This window comes from Microlunatus sp. GCM10028923, assembly GCF_042666975.1.
Lineage (GTDB): Bacteria > Actinomycetota > Actinomycetes > Propionibacteriales > Propionibacteriaceae > Microlunatus.
The window spans coordinates 102,018-127,027 of sequence record NZ_JBHTFF010000020.1; the positions used below are offsets into that span (position 1 = coordinate 102,018).

The 25,010-nt window shown below is 69.8% G+C and carries 29 protein-coding genes and 1 pseudogene; 12 read left to right on the top strand and 18 right to left on the bottom strand.

Annotation, left to right across the window (positions count from 1 at the left end; all coding sequences use genetic code 11):
* The first annotated feature begins 79 nt into the window (after nucleotides 1–79).
* Nucleotides 80–1,237 (top strand): ROK family protein, encoded by a 1,158-nt coding sequence (locus ACFQU4_RS34150; protein WP_377500893.1) that lies wholly within the window; start codon nucleotides 80–82, stop codon nucleotides 1,235–1,237.
* A gap of 72 nt (nucleotides 1,238–1,309) precedes the next feature.
* On the opposite strand, the gene ACFQU4_RS34155 is transcribed toward ACFQU4_RS34150, so the two are convergent.
* Nucleotides 1,310–1,918, bottom strand: coding sequence for a TetR/AcrR family transcriptional regulator (locus tag ACFQU4_RS34155; RefSeq protein ID WP_377500895.1), 609 nt, complete (start codon nucleotides 1,916–1,918; stop codon nucleotides 1,310–1,312).
* 18 nt (nucleotides 1,919–1,936) lie between these two features.
* Between ACFQU4_RS34155 and ACFQU4_RS34160 the strand changes: the two genes are divergently transcribed.
* On the top strand, nucleotides 1,937–2,824 hold the full coding sequence (locus ACFQU4_RS34160; RefSeq protein WP_377500897.1) for an SDR family oxidoreductase: 888 nt from the start codon (nucleotides 1,937–1,939) through the stop codon (nucleotides 2,822–2,824).
* On the opposite strand, the gene ACFQU4_RS34165 is transcribed toward ACFQU4_RS34160, so the two are convergent.
* The 6 genes from ACFQU4_RS34165 to ACFQU4_RS34190 form a co-directional block, all read right to left on the bottom strand.
* On the bottom strand, nucleotides 2,781–3,203 hold the full coding sequence (locus tag ACFQU4_RS34165) for a TIGR03668 family PPOX class F420-dependent oxidoreductase (RefSeq protein ID WP_377500899.1): 423 nt from the start codon (nucleotides 3,201–3,203) through the stop codon (nucleotides 2,781–2,783). The genes ACFQU4_RS34160 and ACFQU4_RS34165 overlap by 44 nt on opposite strands.
* A 7-nt stretch (nucleotides 3,204–3,210) precedes the next feature.
* On the bottom strand, nucleotides 3,211–4,668 hold the full coding sequence (locus ACFQU4_RS34170) for a S10 family peptidase (RefSeq protein ID WP_377500901.1): 1,458 nt from the start codon (nucleotides 4,666–4,668) through the stop codon (nucleotides 3,211–3,213).
* Between the two features lie 27 nt (nucleotides 4,669–4,695).
* Nucleotides 4,696–6,075, bottom strand: coding sequence for an ABC transporter substrate-binding protein (locus ACFQU4_RS34175; protein ID WP_377500903.1), 1,380 nt, complete (start codon nucleotides 6,073–6,075; stop codon nucleotides 4,696–4,698).
* 26 nt (nucleotides 6,076–6,101) lie between these two features.
* Nucleotides 6,102–6,926 (bottom strand): carbohydrate ABC transporter permease, encoded by an 825-nt coding sequence (locus ACFQU4_RS34180; protein ID WP_377500905.1) that lies wholly within the window; start codon nucleotides 6,924–6,926, stop codon nucleotides 6,102–6,104.
* A gap of 3 nt (nucleotides 6,927–6,929) precedes the next feature.
* The gene (locus ACFQU4_RS34185; RefSeq protein ID WP_377500907.1) at nucleotides 6,930–7,904 is read right to left on the bottom strand and encodes a carbohydrate ABC transporter permease; all 975 of its coding nucleotides are present in this window, start codon (nucleotides 7,902–7,904) and stop codon (nucleotides 6,930–6,932) included.
* A 106-nt stretch (nucleotides 7,905–8,010) separates the two neighbouring features.
* Entirely contained in the window at nucleotides 8,011–8,796 is a 786-nt protein-coding gene (locus tag ACFQU4_RS34190) for a sulfite exporter TauE/SafE family protein (protein ID WP_377500909.1), read from the bottom strand.
* Nucleotides 8,797–8,936: 140 nt separating this feature from the next.
* Between ACFQU4_RS34190 and ACFQU4_RS34195 the strand changes: the two genes are divergently transcribed.
* Entirely contained in the window at nucleotides 8,937–9,833 is an 897-nt protein-coding gene (locus tag ACFQU4_RS34195; protein ID WP_377500911.1) for a phosphotransferase family protein, read from the top strand.
* Here ACFQU4_RS34195 and ACFQU4_RS34200 read toward each other — a convergent pair.
* Genes ACFQU4_RS34200 through ACFQU4_RS34210 form a run of 3 tightly spaced genes read right to left on the bottom strand, consistent with a single transcriptional unit; the run spans nucleotide 9,802 to nucleotide 11,230 of the window.
* Entirely contained in the window at nucleotides 9,802–10,356 is a 555-nt protein-coding gene (locus tag ACFQU4_RS34200) for an AAA family ATPase (protein ID WP_377500913.1), read from the bottom strand. The genes ACFQU4_RS34195 and ACFQU4_RS34200 overlap by 32 nt on opposite strands.
* A 30-nt stretch (nucleotides 10,357–10,386) precedes the next feature.
* Nucleotides 10,387–10,854 (bottom strand): SRPBCC family protein, encoded by a 468-nt coding sequence (locus ACFQU4_RS34205; protein WP_377500915.1) that lies wholly within the window; start codon nucleotides 10,852–10,854, stop codon nucleotides 10,387–10,389.
* 25 nt (nucleotides 10,855–10,879) lie between these two features.
* Complete coding sequence (locus ACFQU4_RS34210; protein ID WP_377500917.1) at nucleotides 10,880–11,230, bottom strand: ArsR/SmtB family transcription factor; 351 nt, start codon at nucleotides 11,228–11,230, stop codon at nucleotides 10,880–10,882.
* Nucleotides 11,231–11,307: 77 nt separating this feature from the next.
* Here ACFQU4_RS34210 and ACFQU4_RS34215 point away from each other — a divergent pair, with 77 nt between their 5' ends.
* The 8 genes and pseudogenes from ACFQU4_RS34215 to ACFQU4_RS34250 all read left to right on the top strand — a co-directional run bounded on the left by ACFQU4_RS34215 (nucleotide 11,308) and on the right by ACFQU4_RS34250 (nucleotide 18,881).
* Nucleotides 11,308–11,712: a hypothetical protein gene (locus ACFQU4_RS34215; protein WP_377500919.1), complete on the top strand. Its 405-nt coding sequence runs from the start codon at nucleotides 11,308–11,310 to the stop codon at nucleotides 11,710–11,712.
* 411 nt (nucleotides 11,713–12,123) lie between these two features.
* Nucleotides 12,124–13,140 carry a ScyD/ScyE family protein gene (locus tag ACFQU4_RS34220; RefSeq protein WP_377500921.1) on the top strand — a complete coding sequence of 339 codons (1,017 nt, stop codon included), beginning with the start codon at nucleotides 12,124–12,126 and terminating at the stop codon, nucleotides 13,138–13,140.
* A gap of 356 nt (nucleotides 13,141–13,496) precedes the next feature.
* Nucleotides 13,497–13,718, top strand: a pseudogene (locus ACFQU4_RS34225) (sigma factor); the annotation flags it as partial.
* A 348-nt stretch (nucleotides 13,719–14,066) separates the two neighbouring features.
* A complete protein-coding gene (locus ACFQU4_RS34230) occupies nucleotides 14,067–15,446 on the top strand; it encodes a DNA/RNA non-specific endonuclease (RefSeq protein ID WP_377500923.1) in 1,380 nt (459 codons plus the stop codon).
* A gap of 73 nt (nucleotides 15,447–15,519) precedes the next feature.
* Nucleotides 15,520–15,837 (top strand): hypothetical protein, encoded by a 318-nt coding sequence (locus tag ACFQU4_RS34235; RefSeq protein WP_377500925.1) that lies wholly within the window; start codon nucleotides 15,520–15,522, stop codon nucleotides 15,835–15,837.
* Nucleotides 15,834–16,817, top strand: a complete 984-nt coding sequence (locus ACFQU4_RS34240; RefSeq protein WP_377500927.1) for a sigma-70 family RNA polymerase sigma factor — start codon at nucleotides 15,834–15,836, stop codon at nucleotides 16,815–16,817. The genes ACFQU4_RS34235 and ACFQU4_RS34240 overlap by 4 nt, the downstream gene beginning before the upstream one ends.
* 23 nt (nucleotides 16,818–16,840) lie before the next feature.
* Nucleotides 16,841–17,593, top strand: a complete 753-nt coding sequence (locus ACFQU4_RS34245; RefSeq protein WP_377500930.1) for an alpha/beta fold hydrolase — start codon at nucleotides 16,841–16,843, stop codon at nucleotides 17,591–17,593.
* A gap of 85 nt (nucleotides 17,594–17,678) precedes the next feature.
* Nucleotides 17,679–18,881 carry an MFS transporter gene (locus ACFQU4_RS34250; RefSeq protein WP_377500933.1) on the top strand — a complete coding sequence of 401 codons (1,203 nt, stop codon included), beginning with the start codon at nucleotides 17,679–17,681 and terminating at the stop codon, nucleotides 18,879–18,881.
* A 167-nt stretch (nucleotides 18,882–19,048) separates the two neighbouring features.
* Here the strand turns inward: ACFQU4_RS34250 and ACFQU4_RS34255 are convergent, their stop codons facing one another.
* From ACFQU4_RS34255 to ACFQU4_RS34265, 3 genes are read right to left on the bottom strand one after another with little or no spacing between them, the layout of a single operon-like run.
* The gene (locus ACFQU4_RS34255) at nucleotides 19,049–19,399 is read right to left on the bottom strand and encodes an HIT family protein (protein WP_377500935.1); all 351 of its coding nucleotides are present in this window, start codon (nucleotides 19,397–19,399) and stop codon (nucleotides 19,049–19,051) included.
* A 27-nt stretch (nucleotides 19,400–19,426) separates the two neighbouring features.
* Nucleotides 19,427–19,879 carry a cyanase gene (cynS, locus tag ACFQU4_RS34260; protein ID WP_377500937.1) on the bottom strand — a complete coding sequence of 151 codons (453 nt, stop codon included), beginning with the start codon at nucleotides 19,877–19,879 and terminating at the stop codon, nucleotides 19,427–19,429.
* 2 nt (nucleotides 19,880–19,881) lie between these two features.
* A complete protein-coding gene (locus ACFQU4_RS34265) occupies nucleotides 19,882–20,799 on the bottom strand; it encodes a formate/nitrite transporter family protein (RefSeq protein ID WP_377500939.1) in 918 nt (305 codons plus the stop codon).
* A gap of 188 nt (nucleotides 20,800–20,987) precedes the next feature.
* On the opposite strand from ACFQU4_RS34265, the gene ACFQU4_RS34270 reads away from it, so the two are divergent.
* Entirely contained in the window at nucleotides 20,988–22,016 is a 1,029-nt protein-coding gene (locus ACFQU4_RS34270; protein WP_377500941.1) for a hypothetical protein, read from the top strand.
* A 60-nt stretch (nucleotides 22,017–22,076) separates the two neighbouring features.
* Here the strand turns inward: ACFQU4_RS34270 and ACFQU4_RS34275 are convergent, their stop codons facing one another.
* From ACFQU4_RS34275 to ACFQU4_RS34295, 5 genes are read right to left on the bottom strand one after another with little or no spacing between them, the layout of a single operon-like run.
* Complete coding sequence (locus ACFQU4_RS34275) at nucleotides 22,077–22,910, bottom strand: class I SAM-dependent methyltransferase (RefSeq protein ID WP_377500943.1); 834 nt, start codon at nucleotides 22,908–22,910, stop codon at nucleotides 22,077–22,079.
* Between the two features lie 36 nt (nucleotides 22,911–22,946).
* Nucleotides 22,947–23,576: a GNAT family N-acetyltransferase gene (locus ACFQU4_RS34280; protein ID WP_377500945.1), complete on the bottom strand. Its 630-nt coding sequence runs from the start codon at nucleotides 23,574–23,576 to the stop codon at nucleotides 22,947–22,949.
* Nucleotides 23,573–24,184, bottom strand: coding sequence for a TetR/AcrR family transcriptional regulator (locus ACFQU4_RS34285; protein WP_377500947.1), 612 nt, complete (start codon nucleotides 24,182–24,184; stop codon nucleotides 23,573–23,575). The genes ACFQU4_RS34280 and ACFQU4_RS34285 overlap by 4 nt, the downstream gene beginning before the upstream one ends.
* On the bottom strand, nucleotides 24,120–24,719 hold the full coding sequence (locus tag ACFQU4_RS34290; RefSeq protein ID WP_377500949.1) for a hypothetical protein: 600 nt from the start codon (nucleotides 24,717–24,719) through the stop codon (nucleotides 24,120–24,122). The genes ACFQU4_RS34285 and ACFQU4_RS34290 overlap by 65 nt, the downstream gene beginning before the upstream one ends.
* Nucleotides 24,716–24,943, bottom strand: coding sequence for a hypothetical protein (locus tag ACFQU4_RS34295; RefSeq protein ID WP_377500951.1), 228 nt, complete (start codon nucleotides 24,941–24,943; stop codon nucleotides 24,716–24,718). The genes ACFQU4_RS34290 and ACFQU4_RS34295 overlap by 4 nt, the downstream gene beginning before the upstream one ends.
* Between the last annotated feature and the right edge of the window lie 67 nt (nucleotides 24,944–25,010).

Sequence of the window (25,010 nt, forward strand, 5' to 3'; positions counted from 1 at the left end):
GAGAAGGCTCGGTGATACGAATAACCGCCTATCGTGGGGACCGAAGGGTCGTCGGAGCGGACCGGAAGGGGTTGACCAGATGCAGGAGCGGTCCGGCAGACCGGCGGTGAGCCTCAAGGACGCGATCGATGTCTACGGGGCCGAGACCTCGCTGCTGCGGCATCTGAACCGGAATGCGGTGCTCCGGTTCCTCCGCAGATCCGGCGAGGCGCACGGGATCTCGGTGATCGCCCGGGAGACCGAGCTGTCCCGGCCGACCGTTGATCTTGCGCTGCGTGACCTGGCCGACCGGGGTCTGGTGCTGGAGACGACCCAGACGGTCAGCTCGCCGCGCGGCGGCCGCCCGGCCCGGGAGTTCCGGTTCGACGCCTGGGCGGGCTGCGTCGCGGCGGTGACCGTGACCAACCACGACCTGCTGGTGGTGATCGCGGATCTGCGCAACCAGGTGATCGGCGAGCGGCGGACCAGCTTCGACGACCTGAACGCGGAGCCGGACCCGCCGGCGTGCATCAAGGCTGCGGTCGACCACGCGCTGCGGGAATGCGCCCAGTCGGCAGCGGCTCTGCGGATCGTTGTCCTCGGGGTGCGCGGGATCGTCTCGGCGGGCGGGGTGATCGAGATCTCCGGCGAGCTGCCGTCGCTGGTCGGCGAGGACGCGCACCGGCGGCTGACCGAGGCGTTCGACTGCCCGGTCCTGATCGAGAACGACGCGAACCTGGCCACCCTGGCCGAGCACCGCACCCTGGCCGGACCGGACAACGTGGTCGGCCTGTTGATCGGGGAGGGACTCGGCTGCGGGCTGGTGCTGAACGGCGAGCTCTACCGCGGCGCCCACGGCGCGGCGGGCGAGTTCTTCGGCGAGGACCCGTCCCGGTCCTGGACCGCGACGAACCGGGCGATCCGCGACTACGCGAAGCAGCGCGGCCAGTCCGTCGCCGCCGTCTTCCGGACCGCCCGGCTGAAGCCCGGCCGGGCCCGCACCCTGGTCGCCCGGTACGCGGCGCAGATCGCCGACCGGGTCGGTGCGCTGCTGGTCCTCGACCCGCCGGTGATCGTCCTCGGCGGTGAGATCGTCGAGGCGGGCGACGTGTTCCTGGAGCCGTTCCGGGCCGCCCTCGAGCCCTATCTGTACGGCGACACCAAGATCATCTATTCCGACCTCGGCGCCGACTGCCTGCGCAGCGGCGCGCTCCAGGTCGCCGCGGACTGGATGGACCAGCAGCTCCTCCAACTCTGACTTCTTCAGCACGGAACGCTCCCTGAGCCTGTCGAAGGGCAGGCCATGATCAGCCTTGGCCCTTCGACAGGCTCAGGGCGCTGAGAACCCTGCCTCCGCCAGCCGCAGCGCCCGGTGCATGGCCCGGCGCCGGGCCAGCCGGCTCTGTCCCGGAACTTGATCATGAACGGCGGTCGCCGTGACCGCGCCCAGGGCGGCACCGAGGTGGGCGGCGACCCGGCCGGCACCCGGTGCGCGGCCGAATCTGGCCCGGATCGCCTCCAGGACGGTGAGCTGAAGAGCCTGCAGCCGGCGCGCCAGGGAGGCCGGGGCGCCGTGGCCGCGGCGGGCCAGCTCGGCCCGGACCGGGGCCAGCCGGTCGGCCTCGTCCCCGATCGGGTCGGCGGCATCGATCAGCGCGATCATGGCCGCGTGCACGGCCTGCCAGGGGGTGGCGTCGTCGGCGAGTGCGTTCACGGCGGCGACGGCCAGCTCGGCGTACCGCTCGACGTGGTGGAACAGGACGTCCTCCTTCGCCGCGAAGTGGACGAAGAAGGTGCGCGGCGAGACCCCGGCCAGGCGGGCGATCTCGGCGACCGACGTCGCGTCGAACCCGTCCCGGAGGAACAGCGTGGTGGCGGCCTCGACCAGCGCCTGCCGGGTCTGCTGCCGCTTGCGTTCCCGTAAGCCTTCTGGTTGCACAAGTGTAATATTGCACATATGCACCGAAAGCGTACGTATCTGGTGACCGGCGCGGACAGCGGGATCGGTGCGCTGGTCGCGGATCGGCTCACCGAAGCCGGCGGTACGGTGATCCGCTGCGGAATCGGGCCCGGGATGGAGATCCGGGCCGACCTGTCCGACCCGGCGGAGCCGGCCCGGCTGGCCGCCGCGGCGGAACGGCTGGCTCCGGCCGGCCTGGACGGTGTGGCGCTGGTGGCCGGCATCGCGGAGCCGTCGGTACGCACCGTACGGCTGAACTACTTCGGCAGCCTCGCCGTGCTCCGTGCCCTGCGGCCGCTGCTGCTGCGGTCCGCGGCGCCGCGGGCGGTGCTGGTCTCGTCGGCCTCGTCGCTCTCGGCCGGCGCCACCGACCTGATCCACGCCTGCCTGCGCGGCGACGAGGCGGCGGCCGACCGGGCCGCCGAGCGGGCGATCGCCCGGGGCCGCGGCGCGGTGATCTACCGGTCGACCAAGATCGCGATCAACCGCTGGGTGCGCCGCCACGCCGGCGGCCCGGACTGGGCCGGCAGCGGCATCCCGCTCAACGTGGTCCTGCCCGGGATCGTGGACACGGAGACCGCGCGGCGCACCATGCTCGGCGACTCGGCTCAGGCCCGGGTGCTGGCCGAGGCGCTGCCGCAACCGCTCGGCTTCCCCGGCCCGGCGGCGGCCGCGGCCGATGCGGTCGCCTGGGCGGTCGGCGCGGAGAACTCGTTCATGGCCGGCCAGTTGATCTTCGTCGACGGCGGCGCCGAGGTGATCCTGCGCGGCGAGGGCCCGTTCCGCCGCGGCGTCCGCTACCGGCCGGCGGCACTGGCCAAGATGATCTTCTGGTCCCTGGTCAGCCGGGCGCGCCGGACCAACCGGTCCAACGCTCCACGGTGATCATGATCACCGGACCGGCCGGCGGGTCGTCCCGGTACTGCGGGTACTTCCGGACCAGGGCGGCGACCGGGGCCACTCGCTCCGGCCCTTCGGTGATCACCGTGGCGGTGCCGTCCAGGCGGACCCACCAGAGGCGGGTCCAGTCCTCCTCGTAGTGATCACAGAGCAGAGCGGCCCGCGGGTTCTCGGCGAGGTTGCGCAGCCGGCGCAGCCTGGTGGTGGTCTTGGGCTTCTGGTCGATCCCGATGATCACGGTGTCGCCGGTGATCGCGAACGTCACCGGCACCAGGTGTGGCAGCTGGTCCGCCCCGGTGGTGGCCAGCCGGGCCACCGCGGCGCCCTGCACCAGGCGCCGGCAGGTGGCCTCGTCCAGCCTCATCGTCCGGTCAGGACCGCTCGGAGGTCTCGGTGACGAACTTGGCCAGGTCCGCCGACTGCTGCAGCCGGCTCGGTTCGTGCACGTACATCATGTGCCCGGCCTCGTAGTACGCCCATTCGATCCGGTCCCGCGCGTCCTCCGGCAGCTTCAGGTGGGCGAAGACGTGCTCGGCGGCGAAGTGCGGGGTCGCGCCGTCGTAGTAGCCGCAGGCGACGTGCACGCGCAGGTGCGGATTCGCCCGCATCGCCCTGGTCAGCGCCGTCGCCACCTCGACCGACTCGCCCTCGAACTCCTTGTAGGACCAGGGCTGCACCTTCGGCGTCAGGATGTTGTACGCGACGTCGGTGGCGTAGCCGAGCTCGGACCGGACATAGGAGTTGAGCGCCGCCGAGTAGGGACCGGTGATCGCCGCGTGCGACGGGTCGTAGTCCATGTGATCACGGTTGTGATCGGTCGGCCAGCCGGTGAACCGCATATCCAGCCGGCCAATCACCTGGCCGCGGTCGCGCAGCAGTTCGGCGGCGAACCCGTGCAGGGTGACCCGGAGGTCGGCCCGGTCCACGTACTCGGGATCCAGGCCGGTCAGCGCCGAGTAGCGCTGCACCAGATCGCTGCGCTCGGTCACCGAGAGCCGGTTGCCCCGGCCCAGGCCGACCCAGAGATCACCGGCGGCGAACTGCTCCGCCTCGGCGACCCGCGTGCGCAGCCGCCCGGAGACCTTGCCGTGGTAGTGCGCGGTGGCGGTGAAGGTGGGGAAGTAGAGCGCGTACGGAAGATCATTCCCCTCGCTGTAGTGCACCGACCCGAGGTCGAGCACCGAGGAGATCAACATCAGCCCGTTCACGTACAGGCCGTCGTTCTCGGCCAGCCGGGCGGCCAGCGCGGCCGCGCGGGTCGTCCCGTACGACTCGCCGGCCAGGTACTTCGGCGACAGCCAGCGGCCGTTCCGCGAGGTCCAGAGCCGGACGAACTCGGTGACCGACTCGATGTCGCGCCCGTACCCGTGGAAGTCGTCCGCCTGGTGTCCCTCGGTGGTCCGGGAGAAGCCGGTGGTGACCGGATCGATGAAGACCAGGTCGGACACGGCGAGCAGCGACTCGAGGTTGTCCTCGATCTTGTACGGCGGCGGCGCCAGCTCACCGGCGTCGCCCATGATCACCCGGCGCGGACCGAGCAGCCCCAGGTGCAGCCAGACCGAGGACGAGCCGGGGCCGCCGTTGAAGGCGAAGGTCACCGGCCGGGTCGCCGGATCGGCGTCGTCGAGGACGTAGCTGGTATGGAAGATCTGGGCCCGCGGCTGGTGTCCGGTGAACTTGCCGTCGGTGATCACTTCCTCCCGCAGCACCACCCGGCCGGTCGTCGCCGTGTAGCTGAGCTTGGACCGCCCACTGCCGATCTGGTGGGTCGTGACCACAAGATCGTCAGTGGGCGGCTGCGGATGATCACCCGAGGCTTCGTCACTCATGCCCATATTCTGCCGCAAGCAGAGGATTTAGTTCTTGGGTGCCTTCCCGGTCAGCTTCAGCTTGGTGATGATGTCCTGGATCTGGCTGTTCGCCGCCTCCAGGCTCTTCGGGATGTCGGCGCCGCGCATGGACTTCTCCATCGCCTGGCCGAACGCCTCCGCGACGGTCCAGTCGTACTGCGGTTCGAGCGCGGCCGACGGCAGCACCTGATCTTGGATGACCTTGCGCCACGGGTTCAGCGTGTCCGCGTCCGGCGCCTTGGCGACGGCGTCGACCAGCGAGGTGCGGGTCGGGAACTTGGAGAACCCGGTCACCTTGAAGTAGTCCAGCATGACCGCCGGATCGGGCCCGGCCAGCGCCCAGAGGAAGAACTTCCCGACGGCCTCGATGTGCTTGGACTTGGCGTCGATCATCCACTTCATGTTGCCGTTGGTCGCCGGTGCGGCGCCGGTCCCGTCGTGGGTCGGGATCGGTGCGACGCCGACCTTGTCCCGGAGACCCTCGAACTCGTCCAGGATCTGGCTGATCGCCCAGGAGCCGTTGATCATCATCGCGGCCTTGTTCTGGCCGAACGGCGTCGAGTCGTTGGCCGGGCCGAGCGACTGTTTCGGGATCGCCTGGGCGTCGAACAGATCACGGTAGAGCTGGGCCAGCTTCGCATACGCGGGATCGTTGGCCTGCGCGGTCGACCAGTCGTCGCTGATCGGCAGGTGACCGGCCACGTTGCGCTGCCAGGGCCAGGACTGCCAGCCGAAGTCGCCGCCGGTCACGCCCATGACCAGCCCGAACCGGCCGTCGGCTTTGGTCTTGGCGCCGAAGTCGACCAGCTCGGCCCAGCTCTTCGGCGCCACCTCGGGATCGAGGCCGGCCGCCTCGAAGAAGTCCTTCCGGTAGTACAGAACGGTCTGCGGCTCGAACAGCATCGGGTACGCGTAGTGCTTGCCGTTCACCGTGACCAGTTCGCGGGCGGTGTCGGTCAGGTCGTCCCAGGACTCCTTCGGCAGCACGTCGGTGAGGTCGGCCAGCTCGCCGTTCTCCACCTGCACCCAGACGTTGTTGCCGACGCCGATGTACATGTCCGGCGCCTTGCCGGCGGCCTGGGCGGCCTTGATCTTCTGCTCCCAGGCGTCACCGGGCACCTGGGTGAGGACGACCTTGACCTCGGACTGGGCCGTGTTGAACTGCTCGACCATCTTCTTGTACCAGGCGTCCTCGGCGTTGGTCAGCTTGGACTGCCAGAACTGCACCGTGGTGGTCGAGCCGGGCGACTGCGGGTTCTGGGCCTCGGAGGCGGACTGCCCGGGCGTCCCGGAGCCGCAACCTGCGAGCAACGCTCCGGTGCCGGCGATCGCGCTGGTGGCGAGCAGATTGCGGCGGCTGAGCAGCCGCGGCGTGGGTGAGGTCATGGTGCACTCCTTCGTGAATTCATGGGCTACTTCAGGCCGGCGATCTTGATGTTGCTGATGATCCGGCGCTGGAAGATCATCACGATCAAGATCACCGGGAGGGCGGCCAGGAACGACCCGGCCATCAGCAGTCCGCGCTCGGGGGACCGTTCGGAGCGGAAGTTCGCCAGGTACTGCTGGATCTGGAACAGGTCCGGGCTGGTGATCGTCATGATCGGCCAGATGTAGGAGTTCCAGTACGCCAGGAACGACACCACGCCGACCACGACGAACGCCGGCTGGGACAGCGGCAGGAAGATCCGGGTGTAGATCCGCCAGCGGCCGGCGCCGTCGATCATGGCCGCCTCCTCGAGGGCGGTCGGGATCGACAGGTAGAACTGGCGGATGAAGAACATCTGACCGGCCGAGGCCATCCCGGGCAAGATCAACACGGTCAGCGTGTCCAGCATGTAGAGCCGGGTCACCATGATGAACGAGGTGAGCAGGATCGCCATCGACGGGACGAACATGGTGCCGATGGCCAGCACCCAGAGCAGCGGTTTGAAGGAGAACTCCAGGCGGGCGAAGACGTACGCCGCCATCGAGTTCACCGCCAGCGTGCCGACGGTGAAGATCGCCGCGCCGACGAAGGTGATCACCATGGCGCGCTGGAAGGCCGGGTCGGTGGCGATGGTGACGTAGTTCGACACCATCCACTCGGTCGGCAGCAGCTTGAACGGGGTCGCGGTGACCTCGCTGTTCGGCTTGAAGCCGGAGAGGGCCATCCAGAGCAGCGGAAACAGGGCGACGGCCGCGAACAGCAGGCCGACCAGGGTCCGGGCCACCCGGACCGGAGCGGGACTCTTGGCCACCGGTCAGCCCTCCTGGGTCTTCTCGGAGTTGATGAACCGGAAGATCAGCGCCGACACCAGGCCGAGCACCACGAACAGCATCAGCGCCGCGGCCAGCGGCTGGCCCTGGCGTTGGTCCTGGGTGAAGTGCTGGAAGATGTAGAGGTTCGGCATCATGGTCGAATTCAGCGGGCCGCCGCCGGTCATGATCAACGGCAGCTCGAACTGCTGGATGGCGCCGGTGCAACCCGCGATCAGCAGGTAGATCAGCACGTTCTTCAGCATCGGGATCGTGATGTGGACCGTCTGCTGCCACCAGGTCGCGCCGTCCAGCGAGGCCGACTCGTAGTAGGAGTCGGGGATGTCCAGCATGCCGGCGAGCATGATCAACGCCGTGACGCCGAAGCCGATCCAGACCGCCGGTACGGCGAGCGACGGCAGCGCGGTGGCCGGGTCGCCGAGCCACGGGATCGGCTCGAAGTCGCGGAACGGGCTGACCAGCAGGCCGAGGAACCAGTTCAGGATCCCGCCGTAGTAGTCGAAGATCAGGATGAACACGATCGAGGCGATCACGCCGGACACGATCGTCGGCAGATAGATCGAGGTCTTCACGAAGGACGCCAGCCGGCGGCCCATGCCCTTGACGACCGAGGCGAAGACGAACGCCAGGACCAGCCCGACCGGGACCACCAGCACCATGAACAGCAGGCCGCGGACGATCGACTGGGTGAAGATCGGGTCGCTGAGCACGTTGCGGTAGTTGTCGAAGCCGATGAAGGTCGACGGCAGGTAGAACGAGAAGTCGAAGAACGACAGCGAAGCTGCCTGGAAGAACGGCACGATCACGAAGATCGCCAGCAGCACCATCAGTGGCGCCAGCATCAGGTAGGCGATCAGGTTGGAGCGGTGCAGCCGGCCGGTCCGGCGGGGCTCAGCGGGGCGGGCCGCTCGCGACGGTGCGGCGGCGGTGCCCGGCGGGCTCGGTGTTGCGGTGGCCAACTGACCCTCCTCGGCCTCGGGTTCCGAACGGCCCGACGATAGGCGATTGTAATCGATTTCACAACTGGGTTGGAAGGGGCGCGGGGAGCCCCGTTCCGGGCGGAAGTTACGGGATGAGCAGCAGGCGCGCGATGGCGATCACGCCGAGCACGACGATGATGGTCCGCAGCGCAATCGGCGGCAGCCGGCGGCCGAAATGGGCCCCGAGGAAGCCACCGGCCAGCGAGCCCACGGCGATCAGGCCGACGACCGGCCAGCTGATCCTGTCGAACGCGACGAGCGTGTAGGTGACGGCGGCGACGACGTTGACGGCGAGGGCGAGCACGTTCTTCACCGCATTCAGCCGCTGCAGGCTCTCCGGGATCAAGGCACCCATCACCCCGACCAGCAGAATGCCCTGGGCCGCGGTGAAGTAGCCGCCGTAGATGCCGACCAGGAACACCAGGAAGATCAACAGCACCGTGCGGCCGCGGGTCAGGGTCTGTCCGTCGGCGCCGGTCGCCTCGGTCCGGCGCCGGGCCCAGGCCTGGATCCGGGGCTGGGCTATCACCAAGATCAGGGCGAGCCCGAGCAGGAACGGGACGATGAACCGGAACACGCTCGGCGGCAGGTGCAGCAACAGCCACGCGCCGCAGATCGCGCCGAGCAGCGAGGCCGGCAGCAGCTGCAGCAGGCGCCGCCCCTGGCCCTTGAGCTCCCTGCGGTAACCCCAGGACCCGGACGCGCTGCCCGGGACCAGTCCGATCGCGTTGGACATGGTCGCCGTGACCGGCTCGTACCCGAAGGTGATCAAGGTCGGGAAGGTGATCATGGTGCCGGAACCGACCACCGCGTTGATCGTGCCGGCGCCGACTCCGGCGAGCAGGATCAGCAGGATCTCGACGGGACTCACCCGACCGAGGGTACGAGACGGGTCCGGCGCCTCGAAATCCGGTCGCATGGTGAGCGTGCTCTGCCTAGTGTCGTGAGTCAGTAGTACGGTTCCGAATATCGGTGCCGCATTACTGACTCGCGACACTAAGCTGGCCGGCGATGAATGAACCCGTATCCGCCCCTCAGCTCGCCGAGGCCGAGATCCGCGCCCTCGCCGAGCAGGCCCTGGGCGTCACTGTGTCCGCGACCGCCCCGCTGTCCGGATCGGTCGGCAACCAGAACCTGCGGCTGGACACCGAGCGGGGCACCTTCTCGATCAAGCTCGCCGCCGAGAGCGAACTCGCGGGCGAGCGCTGGGGACTGGAACGGGCCGCCGAGGTCGGCGTACCGGTGCCTCCGGTCGCCGCGGCCGGCGACCTGGGCGGCGAACGCGGCTTCATGATCACCGGCTGGGTTGCGGGCGGGCCGGCGACCGCGGACGACGTCGAGGCGCTGGTCGAGGCCGGCCGGGCGATCCGCCGCTACCACCGGATCAGCGGGCCCGGCTTCGGGCTGGTCGACGTCGCGGGCGGGGCCGCTGTCGGCAGGTACAGCAGCTGGGCCGAGCGGATCGCCGCCATCATGGCGAAGGCCGAGCCGCTGGTCCGGCACGGCGTGATCACGGCGGAGCTGGCCGAGGGATTCCGGGCCGCGGTGGCCGATCATGCCGACGCGATCACGTACCAGGGCGAAGGCGTGCTGATGCACTGCGACCTGAAGCCGGCCCACCTGTTCGTGGCCGACGGACGGCTGTCGGCGATCATCGACTGGGGCGACACGTCCTACGGTGATCCGCGCTACGACCTGGCCCGGCTGTCGGTGTCCGACGAGGCGATCTTCCGGCCGGCGCTCGAGGGGTACGGGCTCACGCTCGACGCCGACCTGTCCCGGACCCTGGCCTGCTATCGCGCGATCCAGCGGGTGGACGCCCTGCACTACGAGCTGATGGCCGGTGGCGACTGGTTCGACGTCTACCGGCAGACGATCATCGACTGGCTCGCTCCCGAGCGAAGTTGATCAACTCGGGGAGACCGGGCCGGTAGCCGTCCGTGGTGTCCACGTCGACGGTGGGGACGTCCAGCGTGATCGGGTCGAAGGTGAGGGTGCGCTCCCGTACCTCGGCGAGGTGGGCCAGGTCGCCGTGGGCGGCGGCGCGAAGTCCGTTCTCCTCGTAGCGACGGCGGATCCGGTCCGCGACGGTGTCGGGATCGACCTGGCAGCGGACCAGCCGGACGGCGGCCAGCTCGAGCAGCGGGGTCAGGCCCGGGCGCCACAACTTGTCCTGGTACGCGGCCTCGGCGACCACCGTGATCCCGGCCCGGAGCAGGTATTCCACCGCCCCGAAGAAGGCCGGCAGGGTGCGCAGGTTCAGCTCGTCGACCGGGCCGGGCGTGAAGCCGGGGTGCGCGTGCACCATGCCCTCCTTGAGCTCGTCCCGGCAGAGCGCCGGACAACCGACCCCCTGGGCCAGTCGGTGGGCCAGCGTGGTCTTGCCGGAACCGGGCGGACCACTGACGACGATCAAGGAGGGGGAGGCCATACCTCGTGTTCTAACACGGCCCGTTCATGATCAGGAAACCTGATTCTCGAAGTGGGCACTCTGGGCCGGGTAGTAGTCGTCGAAGCTCGGTGCCGGTGCACCGGTGACCGAGGCCACGAGTTGATCAAGGTAGTACTCCCAGCCGGGTCCGACGGAGCCGACGACCGCAGGATCGATCCGGTGCATGACGAACCGGAGGGCGGCGTGATCACCGGCGCTGCTCAGTTCGAGGCTGAGGTCCCAGGTGCCCTGCTCATCGATGGTCAGCACCCGGAGCCGGCGCGGCGCCGCGCACTCGATGATCTTGACCTCGGTCCACGGGGTGTCCTCCTCGAAGCCCAGCCGCAGCTTGACCGACGCGCCGACGGCTCCTTCGCCTTCCCAGTGGCCGATCCAGCGGGCGGTGCGGTCCGGCTCGGTGATGCTGGCCCAGGCGTCGTCGATCGAGCCGGGCAGGCTCCGGGTGAGGACGAGGTCGTGGCCGTCGGTGGTCGGCACCAGGCGTCCGGTGGGGTGGGTGTGCTCATGCTGATTGCTCCTTGGTGTTCGGTGCTGCGGTACGGCGATCGCGGCGGGCCCGGGCGACCTCGGTGGCCAGCGCGTCGAGCCGGCTCGGCAGGGAGGGCCCGAGCAGTCGGTTCAGGTAGATCGCGACCTCGGCCAGCGGTTCCGTACGCAGGCGGTAGATCCGCTGTCGTCCGGTGAGCTCGGCCTCGACCACGCCGCATTCGGTCAGGATCCGGAGGTGCTTGCTGATCGCCGGCCGGCTGATCGGGAACCGCTCCGCGATCCGACCCGCGGGGAGCGGGGAGGCGTGCAGCAGTTCGAGGATCTCCCGGCGCACCGGGTCCGCGATCGCTCGTGCTCCGTCCATGTCGAAAGCGTAACCGATCGGTTACGCATTGGGCAAGGGGGAATTCGGTCCCGGTCCGTGCGAACCTCGTCCCTGTGATGACTCGCGGCCTCGGAGCCCTGCTGTTGATCTTGCTCGGCGTACTCGGCGCGGCCGGCTGCAGTACCGGCCCGGATCTGTGCGAACGGACCGAGGTCAAGCGGGTGGCCGCTCCCGAGGGCGACCGGGCCGCGGTCGTCTTTGTGAAGAACTGCGGCGCCACCACGGGCTACAGCACCCATGTCTCGGTCGTCGCGCCGGACCAGGCGGTCGGCGACGACAACGAGATCTTCAGCGCCGACGGCGACGACGGCGTAGTGCCGCTCGGTCCCGACAACGCGCTCGCCCTCCGGGTCACCTGGTCCGCCGCGGACCGGCTCATGATCGAATATCCCGCCGGCACCCGGATCTTCACCCAGCAGCCCGACCGCGGCCCGATCAAGATCGACTACCGCGAGTCTTGACCCGTGGCAGCGATTGCCGTTTCTTTGAGGCGTTTAGCAGACCGGACGGTCGCCCGACGGTAGGCTGGCATCGGTTCCAGAGGTCGCAAGGATGCGGCCCCAGTGGGGGCCGACCGGGGCGGCACACCGTGACCATCAGTGATGCAGCGAACGCGGTGCATCACGGCAACGCCGTTGCATCGCAGGCGATGCGTGCCCCGGAGTGGCTTGGTCACGATCACCCGGCCGCCGGCTATCGGCTGTATCCCGGCGACGGCGCGGTGCACCGGATCAGGGTCGGATATCGCGGCAACCGCGACCGGTCGACCAAGGTCAAGGCCACGTACGACCCGACGAATTCTTCCGGGTCCATCAGAACTTCACGCCCGCGAACGAACTGCGGAACGCGGGCATCGAGACAAGGACAAGCTGATGAAACCACCATTCCTCGCCAGAGCCATGGCCGCGCTCCTGTTGTCGGGAGTCATGATCACCGGATCCGCCACCGCCACCACGAGTCATCGAGAAAGCCCGGCGGTCCGTGAGCTGGTGCACTTCGCGGCGCCCGGCTGCGAGGTCGGATGCGGCTCCGGGAGCACGGTCGGACCGGATCGGGCGCTCTACGTCACCGACGCCGCCGGCGGGCGGGTGCTCCGGGTCGATCCCCGTACGGGAGACGTCGAGGTCTTCGCCGACGGCCTGCCACCGATGATCCCTGCCGTGGGTACCGGCGGCGCGATGGATGTCGTCTTCCTCGGCCGTACCGCCTATGTGCTGGTCTCCGCGGTCGGCCCCGAACTCGGCCAGCCCGGCGTGGTCGCCGGCATCTATCGCATCGCCCGGGACGGCTCCGCGACAGTGATCGCGGACCTCGGCGCCTGGTCGGCCGCACACCCGCCGGAGACGGACTTCTTCGTCGCCAGCGGCGTGCAGTATGCGCTGGAGTCGTACCGCGGCGGCCTGCTGGTCAGCGACGGCCACCACAACCGGGTGTTGTGGGTGTCGCGGCAGGGCCAGATCCGCGAGCTGGAGGCGTTCGGCAACGTCGTCCCGACCGGGCTCGAAACCCACGGCGACCGGATCTATGTCGCCCAGGCCGGGCCCATCCCGCACCATCCCGAGGACGGCAAGGTCGTGCGACTCTCGCACCAGTCGGCGGTACGGGAGGTCGCGTCCGGTGCACCGCTGATCGTCGACGTCGAACTGGGCCGTCGGCAGCAGCTGTATGCGCTGTCCCAGGGAGTCTGGGATCTGCCGCAGACGCCGGAGAACGAGGGCAAGCCGGCATCGCCGGACACCGGAAAGGTGTTGCGGGCCGACGGTCGCGGCGGCCTGTTGACCGTCGTCGGCGGGCTGGACCGGCCGACGTCGTTCGAGTTGATCGGTGACCGGGCCTTCGTCGTCACGCTCACCGGCAAGGTGATCAAGGTCGACCTCGCGAAACGCTGACGGTTCGGAACGGCTGTCGCAGAATTGACGGTAGTTCGTGAAAGCGGCCCCTGAACGGGCGATTTCCGAAGCTATCGTCAATCCTTCGACAGTCCCGGACTCACCGCTTCCTGGCGAACCTGAACGTGATCATGGGACTCCTTCGGGTGTCCGGCGCGGTCCTTCCGTGCCTTCACTGGAGGAAGCCCTTTCGGACGCGAAGGTGTGACATCCGGCGCGAGCCGCTCCGGTAGGTGACCGAGCTGGACGCCGTGACCGCCGGACTGCACCGGTCGACGGCAGGGGGCCTGACCTCATGACAGGATCCCGTTGCGTGGAGGGATTCGCGGCCGAGTAACTGGTGGGTCACCGGATCGGGATACCGGATGCTCGGTGGCGCGGCCGAGGCCGAGGACGCGGTGCAGGAGACGATGCTGCGAGCTTGGCGGGCGGCTGACGCGTACGACCCGAGCCGGGGTGCGTTCAGCACCTGGCTCTCTACCGGATCGCGACCAACCTCGGCCTCGACCTGCTCCGCGGCTCGCCTCGGCAGGCGCTCGCTCTCCGGTGTACCTGGCGCGCCGCGGACCGGCTCATGATCGAATACGCCGCCGGCACCCGTACCTTCACCCGGCAACCCGACCACGGCCCCCATCAAGATCGACTACCCGACCTCGTGACCCTCGGCCGAGCCGAGCCGAGCGGCCCGGCCCGCGACAGGTGTGGGTTTGTCGACAACGGCACGGATGAGGCCTCGATATGCGTGGGAATGTCGACAACGCCGCGCGTGAGGGCTCGAGATGGGTGGGAATGTCGACAACGCCACGTACGGGGGCTCGAGATGGGTGGGGATGTCGACGATGCCACGGATGCGGGCGTGGGCCGGACGGTCTGTTCCCGGCCGGTGCGGTCGGTTAGCCTCGGCGAAGCGGCGGGAGGTGATGGCGGTGCGGGAGTTGGGCCGGGCGGAGGGCGAACGGGACGCTGCGGACGGGCGGGGCGTTCCGGAGTCGCAGCTGCCGAGCCGGTCCGAGGAGGATCGACGCCCGGCGGCGCGAGCGTTGGACGAGCTGCGGCTGGAGTATGCGCGGCGGCGACACGAGGCCCGGGAGGAGCGGATCGCGGAGGCCGCCGAGCGCGGCGTGTCCCGCGAGGAGTTCGCGGCGAAGGAGGAGGCGGCCCGCGAGGATGCGCGGCAGGCCCAGGAACTCTCCGCGGCCCGGGACAAGATCAGGAAGCCCACGTTGTGGGGGCCGCCGGAGACGCACGAGGCGCAGCGGCGGGAGCCGTACGAACGGCAGGACCGGGCGCTGGAGCACTTCCGGACCGTGCCGGTCGAGGGGCCCGAGAACACGCCGATCGACCCGGATCGGCGACGGCGCTTCCCGGCAACGGAGTGGGGCCGCCGCGATCCGCCGTTCCCTGCGGGCGATCTGAGTCGTCGGGACGATCTGGTGTACCAGCGGTACGAGAGTTCCGATCAGGAGCGGGAGTCCGGGCGGATGCCCGAGGGCCGGACCGACCTGGCCGGCAGCACCCAGCCGGCCACCGAGTCGCTGCAGGAGCGCTACCCGGCCGGCGTCGACTACACCGAGAACGGTCATCCTGATCTTGGTCGGTACGCGAGCAAGACCGTCGAGCTGCGGAACGGTTTCGACCGCCCGGAGCATGCCGAGGTGGACGACCGGGCCAACGTGATCTTCGGCTGGGAGCGCACGCCGGAGGGCAAGACCTGGCACAAGGCCGAGGACGGCCGGACGGTCTGGCTGGTCGATGCGGAGTTGCACGAGCAGTACGGTCACGCCGACGAGGCGAAGGACGGTTCACTGCGCCTGTCGACCTCGAATCCGGAGCACAAGGAGTTGCTGAATCAGCCGCCCCGCGACAGCACCGTGGTGGTCGACGAGCGCTTCACCTATCGCACCGATGATCGGGGACGCGTCGTCCACGCCTCGGCGAAGTTGGAGGTCGTCGATCTTGATCATCCACGGGATAGATCGGCGCAGGCGAACCTGATCGGCAAACTCCCCGGTGATCATGCGGGACATCTGTTCGCGAGAATCTTCCAGGGCCCGGGTGATGCCATCAACCTCACGCCTATGGAGGGGAACAGGGTCAACCTCAGCGCGTACAAGGCCGTTGAGAACTCTTGGAGGAAGGCGCTCCTGGAGGGCAAGGAGGTCAGGGCGGAAGTCGAACTCGTCTACCGCTCAGAGAAGATGCGTGCGGATGCGTTCCAGGTGACCTACTGGATCGACGGGAAGATCCACTACGACGTTATTCACAATCGGCCAGCGAGGACACGAGGACAGAACGATGACACGTGAAGATCACCTGCAGGCTATTGCCAGAGGATTGTCGGCTGCCGCTCCGGACGGATGGTCGCGAGCATCCGTGACCGTGTCGGCCGTCGCTTCCAGGACGCAGGTCGTTCCGATCTTCGAACTCGCCGACGGCACCGTGAACGAGTCGACGAGAATCGACTCCGGCACCCTGCTGGCGTTCGATGATCTTCGTGACTCGATGTACCGCGAGAGCCTGGGCACCTGGTACAACGCCAAGTTCACGCTCAGCGCGGACGGGCAACTCGACTCCGACTTCGATTACGACCAACCTCCGTTCGGTGGTGAGTACACCGCCGACCTGCTCGAAGATGATCAAGAGGCCTACCCTCGCAGCCCCGAGAACCTCCCGGCCTGGCACCCCTCGCGCCAGTGACGCTCTTCTCGGCCGAGCAGCTGGAAGAGCACCGGATCGGCCTGACCGGATTCTGCTACCGGATGCTCGGCGGCGCGGCCGAGGCCGAGGACGCGGTGCAGGAGACGATGCTGCGGGCCTGGCGGGCGGCCGACTCCTACGACCCGAGCCGGGGTGCGTTCAGCACCTGGCTCTACCGGATCGCGACCAACCTCTGCCTCGACCTGCTCCGCGGCTCGGCCCGCCGGGCGATCGCGATCGACCTGGGTCCGGCGGCGACCGGGCCCGAGCTCGGGATTCCGCTGCCGAATGATCACTGGGTCCGTCCGATGCCGGACGCCCGGATGTTGCCCGGCGACCCGGCCGACCTGGCGGCGCAACGGGAGTCGGTTCGACTGGCGTTCGTGGCGGCGCTGCAGCAGTTGCCGCCGAAGCAGCGGGCGGTGCTGATCATGCGCGAGGTGCTCGGCTGGCCGGCCGCGGAGGTCGCGACGCTGCTGGACTCCTCGGTCGCCTCGGTGAACAGCGCCCTGCAGCGGGCCCGGGCCACGCTCCGGCAGCCCGCTCCGGCGGCGCCGCTGGACGCTGCGCACCGGTCCCTGCTGGACCGGTACGTCGACGCGTTCGAGCGGTTCGACATCGAGGCCCTGACCGCGTTGCTGCACGAGGACGCGACGATGTCGATGCCGCCGTTTGCCTGGTGGTTGCGGGGTCGGGCCGCGATCCGTACCGCGCTGGAACATTCGGACGGGACCTGCCTCGGCGCCCGGCTGCTGCCGGTCGCGGTCAACGGCACGCCGGCCTTCGGGCAGTACCACCCGGACGGCGACCGCTACCGGCCCTTCGCGATCGACGTGCTCGACCTCGCCGACGGGCGGATCGTCGGGATGACCACGTTCCTCGACGCCGCCGACGACTTCGCCCGGTTCGGCCTGCCGATCGAATTGCGCCGACGCGTTCCGATGAGTTTCCGGGTCACGGTTCGTACAACCGGAGTGTGAGAGCGAGCAACGAAAGGATCTCCATGTCCGGAAACCTGACCCTGAACGGCCATCCAGCCTGGTACGACGTCCAGGGCGGCGGCGAACCCCTTGTGCTGTTGCACGGCGGCTTCTCCGATTCGCGCGACTTCGACGACAACCTGGGCCGGCTGGCCGACCGGTTCACCGTCTACCGGTTCGACCGGCGGGCGCACGGCCGGACCCCGGACGTGCCCGGCCCGGTCACGCTGGACGAGCTGGCGGACGACACGGCGGCCTTCCTCGAGGAGGTCGTCGGCGGCCCGGCGGCCGTGGCCGGCTACAGCTTCGGCGGCGTCGTCGCCCTCGCCACGACGCTGCGGCGGCCGGACCTGGTCCGCCGGCTGATCTTGATCAACACCGCGGCGAGCCGGGAGGGCTGGCTGGTCCATCCGGACCCGGAGGGGGAGTTCCCTGCCGTGGTGGTGGATGCCTACGCCGACGTGTCGCCGGACGGGCGTGATCATTTTCCCGAGGTGGTACGGAAGTTCGCCGGCATGGAGCAGGGCCCGGCGCTGGACCCGACCGGTGTCGACTGCCCGACGCTGGTGCTCGGCGCCGACGACGACATCGTCAGCCTGGCCCACACCGTCGAGGTCTATCAGGCGATCCGGGACGCCCAGCTGGCGATCTTGCCCGGCACCAGTCACCTGCTGCTGTGGGAACGGCCGGACGAGACGGGGGCGCTGGTCGGGGAGTTCCTGACCCGCGAGCCGAACCGGATGATGCCGATCCGGTTCTCGGTCCCGGCTGGCTGACTCCGGAACCCGCCGCAGCCGGGCGGGTCCGCTGACCGTACCGTGGGCAGGGCGGTCCGAGCGGGCCGGCGGGAAGGCGTACGGGATGCAGGCGGGCGACTCGGCGATCGGTGTGGTCGCCCGCTCCAGGTTCCTCCGGGCGGCCGTGGTCGCGCTGTTCTGCTCCGGGATCGGGGTCTCGGCGGTGACGCCGCAACTGACCCTGTTCCTGGTCGAGGAACTGGACGCGTCGCTGCCGGTCGCCGGCCTGTACTACCTGACCAACCTGGCGGCGCCGGTCGCCGGCTACCTGGTCGGGCGCTGGTCGGACCGGTCCGACGATCGGCTCGCGATGTTCCGGGTCTGTGCGGTGGTCGGCGCGGCGGGCTGGCTGGTGGTCGGGCTGGCCCAGGCGATCTGGGTGCCGTTCGTGGTCAGCGTCGTCGCGCTGAGCATCGGCGGTGCCGCGATGGGTCAGCTGTTCGCCGCCTGCCGGGACGAGCTGAGCCGGCACCCGACCACGGTCGACAACCAGGTGATCGCGCTGGTCCGGATGGCGTTCACGGCCGGCTGGGTGCTCGGGCCGGTGCTCGGCAGTTGGTACGGCAGCGTCGCCGGCCTGCGCTCGATGGTGTTCGCGACCGCGGTCCTGGTGCTGCTGCAGATCGTGCCGCTCGGCCGGCAGCGGGTGCTCCGCTACCACCGGCCCGAGACGCCCGGCACGGTCCGGGATCCGGGCTTCCGGCGGCTGCTGCCGTTGTTGATCTTCATGGCGCTGATCGTGCTGGCGATGGCCGGCGACACGATGAAGTTCGGCTACCTGCCGATCTACATGGAGCAGCAGTTGCACCTGACGCCGCTGCTCCGCGGTGCGGTGATCGGCGTCCAGCCGCTGCTCGAGTTCGCCCTGATGCCGATCGCGGCCCGGCTGGCCGACCGGTTCGGCGCGCTCCGGGTGCTGCCGGTCGGCGTCGCGTTCGGCGTCACCGGCAACCTCACGTACGCCTTCTCGGACGGGGCTGCGGGGCTGTTCGCCGGGCAGCTGCAGATCGCCCTGCTGTGGGCCTGCATCGGCGTCCTCGGCGTGACGATCGCGCAGGACCTCTATCCCGAGCGGGTCGCCACAGCCTCCGGCCTGTTCATGAGCTCGATCCCGGTGGCCGGTGCCGTCGGCGGGCTGATCGGCGGGGTCGCCGTCGGCACGTTCGGCCTGCCCCGGGTGTTCCTGTTGCCGGCCGTGCTGACCTTGATCGGCTGCATCGGCCTGGTGGTGCTGGACCGGGCGCTGCGCCGGCGGGCCGCCGACTAGGAGGGTGGTGTCAAACGGTGGCGGCAGCGAGCGACGCCCAGGCACGCACTGGACTGCGTTGTCGTCGGTCGACGTAGAACACCGCTACGCCTCTCTCCTCCGCCTTGTCCAGCACGCACCTGGACGCCGCTCGCCACCACCACCGTTTGACACCACCCTCCTAGCCCTCAGTCGAGGACCGGGCCGCTCGCGACGTGCACGTGCAGGTGCTTGGAGTCCTGGTACTCGCCGAGATTGGTCAGCACTCGCGCCGCGCCGCGATCGGCCGTCAGCTCGGCGGCGACCCGGCGGACGACCGCGAAGAGGTCCCGCAGGATCGGCTCGTCGGCCTCGGTCACGGTGATCAACGAGGCCAGGTGCGTCCTGGGAATGACCACGACATGATCACGCCAGTACGGCCTGGTGTGCCGGAACGCGAGCACCTGGTCGGTCTCGGCGACGACGTCAAGATCACCGACCCGCCGCAAGGCCACGTCACAGTAGAAGTCCGTACCGCGGTAGTCGGTCAACTCGTCCATCGACGCAGTGTGTCACGCACAAGTTGATCACCAGCGGTAGTCGAGGAACTTCCCGTCCAGCGTAACGACCACCCGATCACCGTCGGGATCGGCCCGGCGCGCGATGTCGATCTTGAAGTTGATCGCGCTCATGATGCCGTCGCCGAACTCCTCGTGGATCAGTTCCTTCAGCGCCGGGCCGTACACGGCCAGGGCTTCGGTGAACCGGTAGATCGTCGGGTCCGCGGCCAGCCGCGGATCGGGACCGCGGGCCGGCTGGCGCTGCAGGCTCTCCGCGACCCGGTCGTCGAGGCCGAGCAGGCTGCAGGCCGCTTTCGCCTGCTCGGCCGTCATCGGGTGCGCGCCGAGCAGCGCCGCCGTCGTCCAGACCAGCGGGCCGTCGACGACCGCGGCCAGCTCCGCCCAGCTGACGCCGCGGCGGGTCCGGGCCGAGTCGATCAACTCGGCGGCGTCGGCCTTGGACAGGATCGGCTCGTCCATGATCAACGCTCCGCCATGCCGGCAACGGCCGGAGCCGATACGTCGACCCGGTCACCGGCCGCGGCGGTGCTGCTGGCCGCGGGAGTGGCGGTGGCCGCCGGGGTGGCGGGGCTGACGACCCGGGCGCGCCGGGTACGGGCGTGGGTGAGGTAGATCGGCAACCCGACGAAGGCGAGGCCGCCGACCAGGTTCCCCAGCACGGTCGGGATCTCGTTCCAGAGCAGGTAGTCGATCACCGTGAACTCGCCGCCCAGCAGCAGCCCGGACGGGAACAGGAACATGTTGACGATCGAGTGCTCGAAGCCCATGTAGAAGAAGACCAGCACCGGCAGCCACATGCAGAGGATCTTGCCGGGCACGCTCTTGGAGATCATCGCGCCGATCACGCCGGTGGAGACCATCCAGTTGCACATCACGCCGCGGAGGAACAGGGTCAGCATGCCCGCGGCGCCGTGATCGGCGTAGCCGATCGTCCGGCTGGCGCCGATCTGGCCGATCGCCTGCCCGACGGCGTCCGGTGCCTGCGTGAAGCCGTACGTGAAATAGACGGCCATCATCAGCGCGACGGTCAGCGCGCCGGCGAAGTTGCCGAGAAAGACCAGGCCCCAGTTGCGGAGCACCGCCCGGACGGTGATGCCGGGACGGCGGTCCAGCCAGGCGAGCGGCGCCAGCGTGAAGACGCCGGTCAGCAGGTCGAAGCCGAGCAGGACGAGCAGCGAGAACCCGATCGGGAACAGCAGCGCCCCGACCAGCGGCTGGCCGGTCTTGGTCGAGATGGTGACGGCGAACGCGGCGGCCAGGGCCAGGATCGCGCCGGCCATGAAGGCCCGGATCAGCGTGTCGCGGGTGCTCAGTTGCACCTTCGCGGCGCCGGTGGCGATCATCTGTTGCGCGAGTTCGGACGGATTGACGTACGACATGGGCTGGAGCCTCCCCAGGCTGAAGGGCATGCGTGCGACGGGTGTTGCTGGCCGACGCTAAGAGCGGCGGGTTCCGGCGGTGTTACGGAGCGGTCTCCGGGTGGTGAAAGCCGCCGCACAAGCCGGCCGGAGGCCTGTGCGGTCGCGGCTATCCTGAATCGCGCGTCGACGACAGGATTGAGGTACGGATGCGCGGACCCGCGGGACTGCTCGTCTCGTTCCTGATCATGATGCTGTCGGTGATCATGTCCGCCGCCTGTACCCCCGAGCCGCAGCGGGTGCGGCTGCCGCCGCCGGACCGCTATCAGCCGCTGGACCCGGCCGGCGAGGACAGCGTCGCCCGCCCGGTGCCGCCGGGCGCCGCGGAGACGATCACCGCCCCGCTGGTCGCCGCCGGCGCCTTCTGTGCGCAGGTCCGGAGCAACGCCGACGGGCGTGCCCTGTGGTGCCGGAACCGGGACGCCGACGATCCCTGGGTGGCCCAGTTCCTGCTCGATGATCAAGATCGCCTGGACTGGGCCTGGTATCCGATCCTGCCCGCACCGCAGGGTCCGGATCTCAACCGTCCTTCGGATTCCGAGCGGCTGGCCGCGCTGGTCGGGCCGAGCCTCGGTGCGCTCTGGCCGGACAGTGCCGCCCGGATCGCCGAGGGGCTGGACGGCTACGGGCGTGATCATCGCGAGCAGCTCGAACGCGGCCGATCGGTCGAGGGCGCGTTCACCCGGAGCTGGCGTGATGATCACGCCGACTACACGATGTCCAGCGCCGACGGGCTGATCATGGAAGCGCGGGGCGTCACGATCGACCGGTGGCCCTCGGACGCCGTGCACTACGCCGGGCGGATGAGCGCGGCGGTCGGCGACCTGCAGGACTCCGGCTACGAGTGCTTCTACCCACCACAGGTCTACTGCCGGCGGGAGTTCCAGGAGTTCCGGGTGTCGCTGCGCGGCGACCGGATCGTCACGGTCGACTTCTTCATCGCCGGCGACGAAACGCTGGCCGAGCTCTTCCCGCGCGGGCTCACCTTCCTCAGCCCGGCCGTCCGCTCCGCCGTCGGGGCCCGGATCGAGAAGGCCCGAAAGGCCCGGCAGGACTACCTCGGCATCGTCGCGGGCACCGTACTCGCCGTGGACGCCGCCCCGATCCCTCCGGTCGGCGGCACCGTGCCGATCAGGGTTCGGGTCGGCTCGCCGCTGGCCGGCACCTATCCGATCTAGCTGACGTTCCCTGAGCCTGTCGAAGGGCAATGCACGATCCGGCTTGGCACTTCGGCAGGCTCAGTGCGCTTTGGACGGCTTGCGGGCCAGCACCACCTGGGTATCGCCGGGCCAGTCCCAGAAGAGTCCGTCTGGCGAGTGGCCGGCCAGCAGCTCACGTACCTCTCGGGCGAAGTCGTCCACCCGGTCGCCGAACAGGTGCGGCGCCGAGAAGGACAAGGAGAAGTAGCCGGACAGTACGCTCTCGATGTCGCGCCGCAGGTCCGGGATGCCCGGGACAAAGATCGTCCGTGGGGCGCCGAACCGGGTCCGGACCAGGACGTCCTCGAAACGATGCGTCCCCGGCGCCGGCGTCGTCCCCTGGCCGAGGCGGCGCTCCGGACCCAGGTAATTGCGCACCAGGGCCTCGAGCTCGTCGTGCGGGATCGGTGGCGATCCGGGATTCGGCGGCCTGGTCCGCCCGTCGGCCGCGTGCCCGATCAGCGCCAGGGTGCCGCCCGGCTCCAGCAGGTCGTAGACCCGTTCGGCGACGACGAGCTGGTCGGTCCAGTAGAACGACTGCCCGAACGTGATCATCCGGTACGGTCCCGGCGCCGCCTCCGGCAGCTCTTCGGCGACGGCCCGGACCCACCCGAGGTCCAGGCCCTTCGCCTCGGCGACCCGCCGGCCCTCGACCAGCATGTCCGGATCGGGTTCGAGCCCGACCGCCTCGGAGAACAGTGGAGCCAGCCGCACAGTGAGGATGCCGGGCCCGCAGCCCACGTCGAGCAGCCGTCCGGTGCCGTCCAGGCCCGCCTCCCGGGCGAGCACGGCCTCAAGGTCCGGTGCGTACGGCGGCCGGCCCGGCCGGTAGTGCCTTGCCGCGCCGCCGTAGCTGGTCGGGTCGTACGCCATCGATACCTCCGTGGTCTGGTGGGCGGATGGGCTGGCTCAGCGAGGCTCGAAGATCACCTCGGACCCGACCGGCCGGAAGCCCGCGGCGAGCACCGCGCGCAGGGACGCGGCATTGCCGGGGGTGACCTGGCACCAGATACCGGCTCCGTCCGGAACGAGGTGCCGCGCGGCGCGGATGAGCCGGCGGCCCAATCCTCGTCCCCGATGGGCAGGCTCGACCTCGAACGCGGCCTCCCATCGTCCGGCGAGCCCACGCCCGACGGTGAGCACGCCGCCCTCGGTGAGGTAGGTGCGTACCTCGTCGCGATGCCGCAGGCTTCGCTCCACCCGGCCGTGATTGCTGGAGGTCACGCGGGTCAGCTCGAGGTCGGGGTCGTCGGGAAGGCCGGTCGCGAGCAGGGCGTGGTCGAGGCAACCGGCTCGTTTGCCGAGCCGCTGTTCCAGCGCGGACAGGAAGGCCGGTCCGACCGGCGCGGAGAAGTCACCGGCGGGAAGGTAGCTGCGGGCCCAGGACTCGTCGACCTTCGCTGCGACCACGAAATGCGCGGTGAACGAGGCCACCACGGTGTCCCGATCCGACGAGGGCTCAACGATCCGTACTCGGCCATCCTCCGGTGGGTATTCGCCACGCTCGATCCGGGCGTACACCTCGGCCAGGGCGTTCATCCGGCCGCGCCCGGATCGGTTGCCGGGCCGGGTCGCAGGACGCCGGCCAGCATCGCGGTGAACACCTGGCGACGCAGCTGGGGCGAGTCCTCCTCCGCGATCGTACGCATGCCGCCGAGGCGCAGCATCGCCATGCCGTGGGCGAGTGACCAGGTGGCGCGGAGGGCTGTGTCGACGGGCATCGCGAGCCGGTCCCGCGCGTGCAGGCCTTCGAGGACATCGCCCAGCACTCCCAGCGCGGCCAGCCCGGCCCGGCTCCGCGGCGACCGTCCGGTCGAGTCGAACATGACCGTGAACCGGGCCGGCTCCCGGATGGCGAAGTCGACGTAGGCGAGCGCCAGGTCGACCAGACCGCCGTCCGGAGCCTGCTCCGAGACGGCGCCGCGCAGGTCGGCGGCGAGCCGCTCGAAGCCGTCGTCGGCGATCGCGCCGAGCAGGGCCGCCTTGCCGGCGAAGTGCCGGTACGGTGCCGCGGCGCTCACCCCGGCCCGCTTGGCGGCCTCGGCGAGGGTGAACCCGTCGACGCCGTCGTCGGCGATCAGCTCAACCGCGACGTCGATCAGGGTTCCGCGCAGCGAGCCGTGGTGGTACGGCGCCTTCGCCGTCATCGCGACCACCTCCGCCCAGCACGTACGCCACCAGGGCGAAGCCCGGCACGGCCACGCCCACCGCGATCATTGCACCGAGCTTCACCCGGGAGACCGCGGCATGCGCGACCGCGAGCCAGTCGGCGAAGCCCGCCGGGTCGGCCAGCATCGCCAGCGACAGCCCGTTCTCCAGCAGATCCAGGGCCGGGGCGAGCGCCACCCACGGAGCCGCCCGGCGCAGCAGACACGCGGCCGCCGGATTCCGCCGGGACACCAGGCGGGACAACAGCAGTGTGCCCAGCAGGACGAAGCTCGCGACCGCGGCCACCCAGAGGCAGTCGACAAGCTCCGTCGCCACCATCCAGCCGAAGGTGTCCTGCTCCCGGAGTTGCCGATACCAGCCGCGGACGATGCCGGGATCGGCCGTCGTGTTCGCCTGGCCGAGGCTGACCGGATGCCGTACCTCCGCGAAGGTCCGCTGGACCGCGACCTGGGCGAGCGCCGCTAGGACGGCGACCAGTCCGAGGGCCAGCGCGAGCCTCCGGGTCATGATCATCGGCTCCGGTCGCCGGCGGGGCGGCGGCTGCGCAGCCAGCCGCGCACCCGGGCGTGCTGCCAGAGGGCCAGTCCGGTGATCACGGTGAGCGGCACGCCGATGATCATCAGCGCCAGCCGCAGACCGCCGGTCCAGGCCGGCGGCAGATAGACGTAGCAGCCCAGCGCCGCGGCCACCAGCAGGTGCACCGTGCGCAGCGCGATCCGCTGCCGACGTCCGTCCATGGCTTCGATGTTAATCGCATTAACATCGCCTGGACAAGACCTCCGCGGACGGATCGGTCATATTGGA

Coding starts and splice junctions, on each gene's coding strand:
- ACFQU4_RS34150 (WP_377500893.1), top strand. CDS start 80: ATGCAGGAGCGGTCCGGCAGACCGGCGGTGAGCCTCAAGGACGCGATC.
- ACFQU4_RS34220 (WP_377500921.1), top strand. CDS start 12,124: ATGAAACCACCATTCCTCGCCAGAGCCATGGCCGCGCTCCTGTTGTCG.
- ACFQU4_RS34215 (WP_377500919.1), top strand. CDS start 11,308: ATGACTCGCGGCCTCGGAGCCCTGCTGTTGATCTTGCTCGGCGTACTC.
- ACFQU4_RS34255 (WP_377500935.1), bottom strand. CDS start 19,399: ATGGACGAGTTGACCGACTACCGCGGTACGGACTTCTACTGTGACGTG.
- ACFQU4_RS34275 (WP_377500943.1), bottom strand. CDS start 22,910: ATGGCGTACGACCCGACCAGCTACGGCGGCGCGGCAAGGCACTACCGG.
- ACFQU4_RS34290 (WP_377500949.1), bottom strand. CDS start 24,719: ATGATCATGACCCGGAGGCTCGCGCTGGCCCTCGGACTGGTCGCCGTC.
- ACFQU4_RS34210 (WP_377500917.1), bottom strand. CDS start 11,230: ATGGACGGAGCACGAGCGATCGCGGACCCGGTGCGCCGGGAGATCCTC.
- ACFQU4_RS34175 (WP_377500903.1), bottom strand. CDS start 6,075: ATGACCTCACCCACGCCGCGGCTGCTCAGCCGCCGCAATCTGCTCGCC.
- ACFQU4_RS34165 (WP_377500899.1), bottom strand. CDS start 3,203: ATGAGGCTGGACGAGGCCACCTGCCGGCGCCTGGTGCAGGGCGCCGCG.
- ACFQU4_RS34195 (WP_377500911.1), top strand. CDS start 8,937: ATGAATGAACCCGTATCCGCCCCTCAGCTCGCCGAGGCCGAGATCCGC.
- cynS (WP_377500937.1), bottom strand. CDS start 19,879: ATGGACGAGCCGATCCTGTCCAAGGCCGACGCCGCCGAGTTGATCGAC.
- ACFQU4_RS34265 (WP_377500939.1), bottom strand. CDS start 20,799: ATGTCGTACGTCAATCCGTCCGAACTCGCGCAACAGATGATCGCCACC.
- ACFQU4_RS34295 (WP_377500951.1), bottom strand. CDS start 24,943: ATGGACGGACGTCGGCAGCGGATCGCGCTGCGCACGGTGCACCTGCTG.
- ACFQU4_RS34270 (WP_377500941.1), top strand. CDS start 20,988: ATGCGCGGACCCGCGGGACTGCTCGTCTCGTTCCTGATCATGATGCTG.
- ACFQU4_RS34280 (WP_377500945.1), bottom strand. CDS start 23,576: ATGAACGCCCTGGCCGAGGTGTACGCCCGGATCGAGCGTGGCGAATAC.
- ACFQU4_RS34200 (WP_377500913.1), bottom strand. CDS start 10,356: ATGGCCTCCCCCTCCTTGATCGTCGTCAGTGGTCCGCCCGGTTCCGGC.
- ACFQU4_RS34250 (WP_377500933.1), top strand. CDS start 17,679: ATGCAGGCGGGCGACTCGGCGATCGGTGTGGTCGCCCGCTCCAGGTTC.
- ACFQU4_RS34170 (WP_377500901.1), bottom strand. CDS start 4,668: ATGAGTGACGAAGCCTCGGGTGATCATCCGCAGCCGCCCACTGACGAT.
- ACFQU4_RS34245 (WP_377500930.1), top strand. CDS start 16,841: ATGTCCGGAAACCTGACCCTGAACGGCCATCCAGCCTGGTACGACGTC.
- ACFQU4_RS34285 (WP_377500947.1), bottom strand. CDS start 24,184: ATGACGGCGAAGGCGCCGTACCACCACGGCTCGCTGCGCGGAACCCTG.
- ACFQU4_RS34160 (WP_377500897.1), top strand. CDS start 1,937: ATGCACCGAAAGCGTACGTATCTGGTGACCGGCGCGGACAGCGGGATC.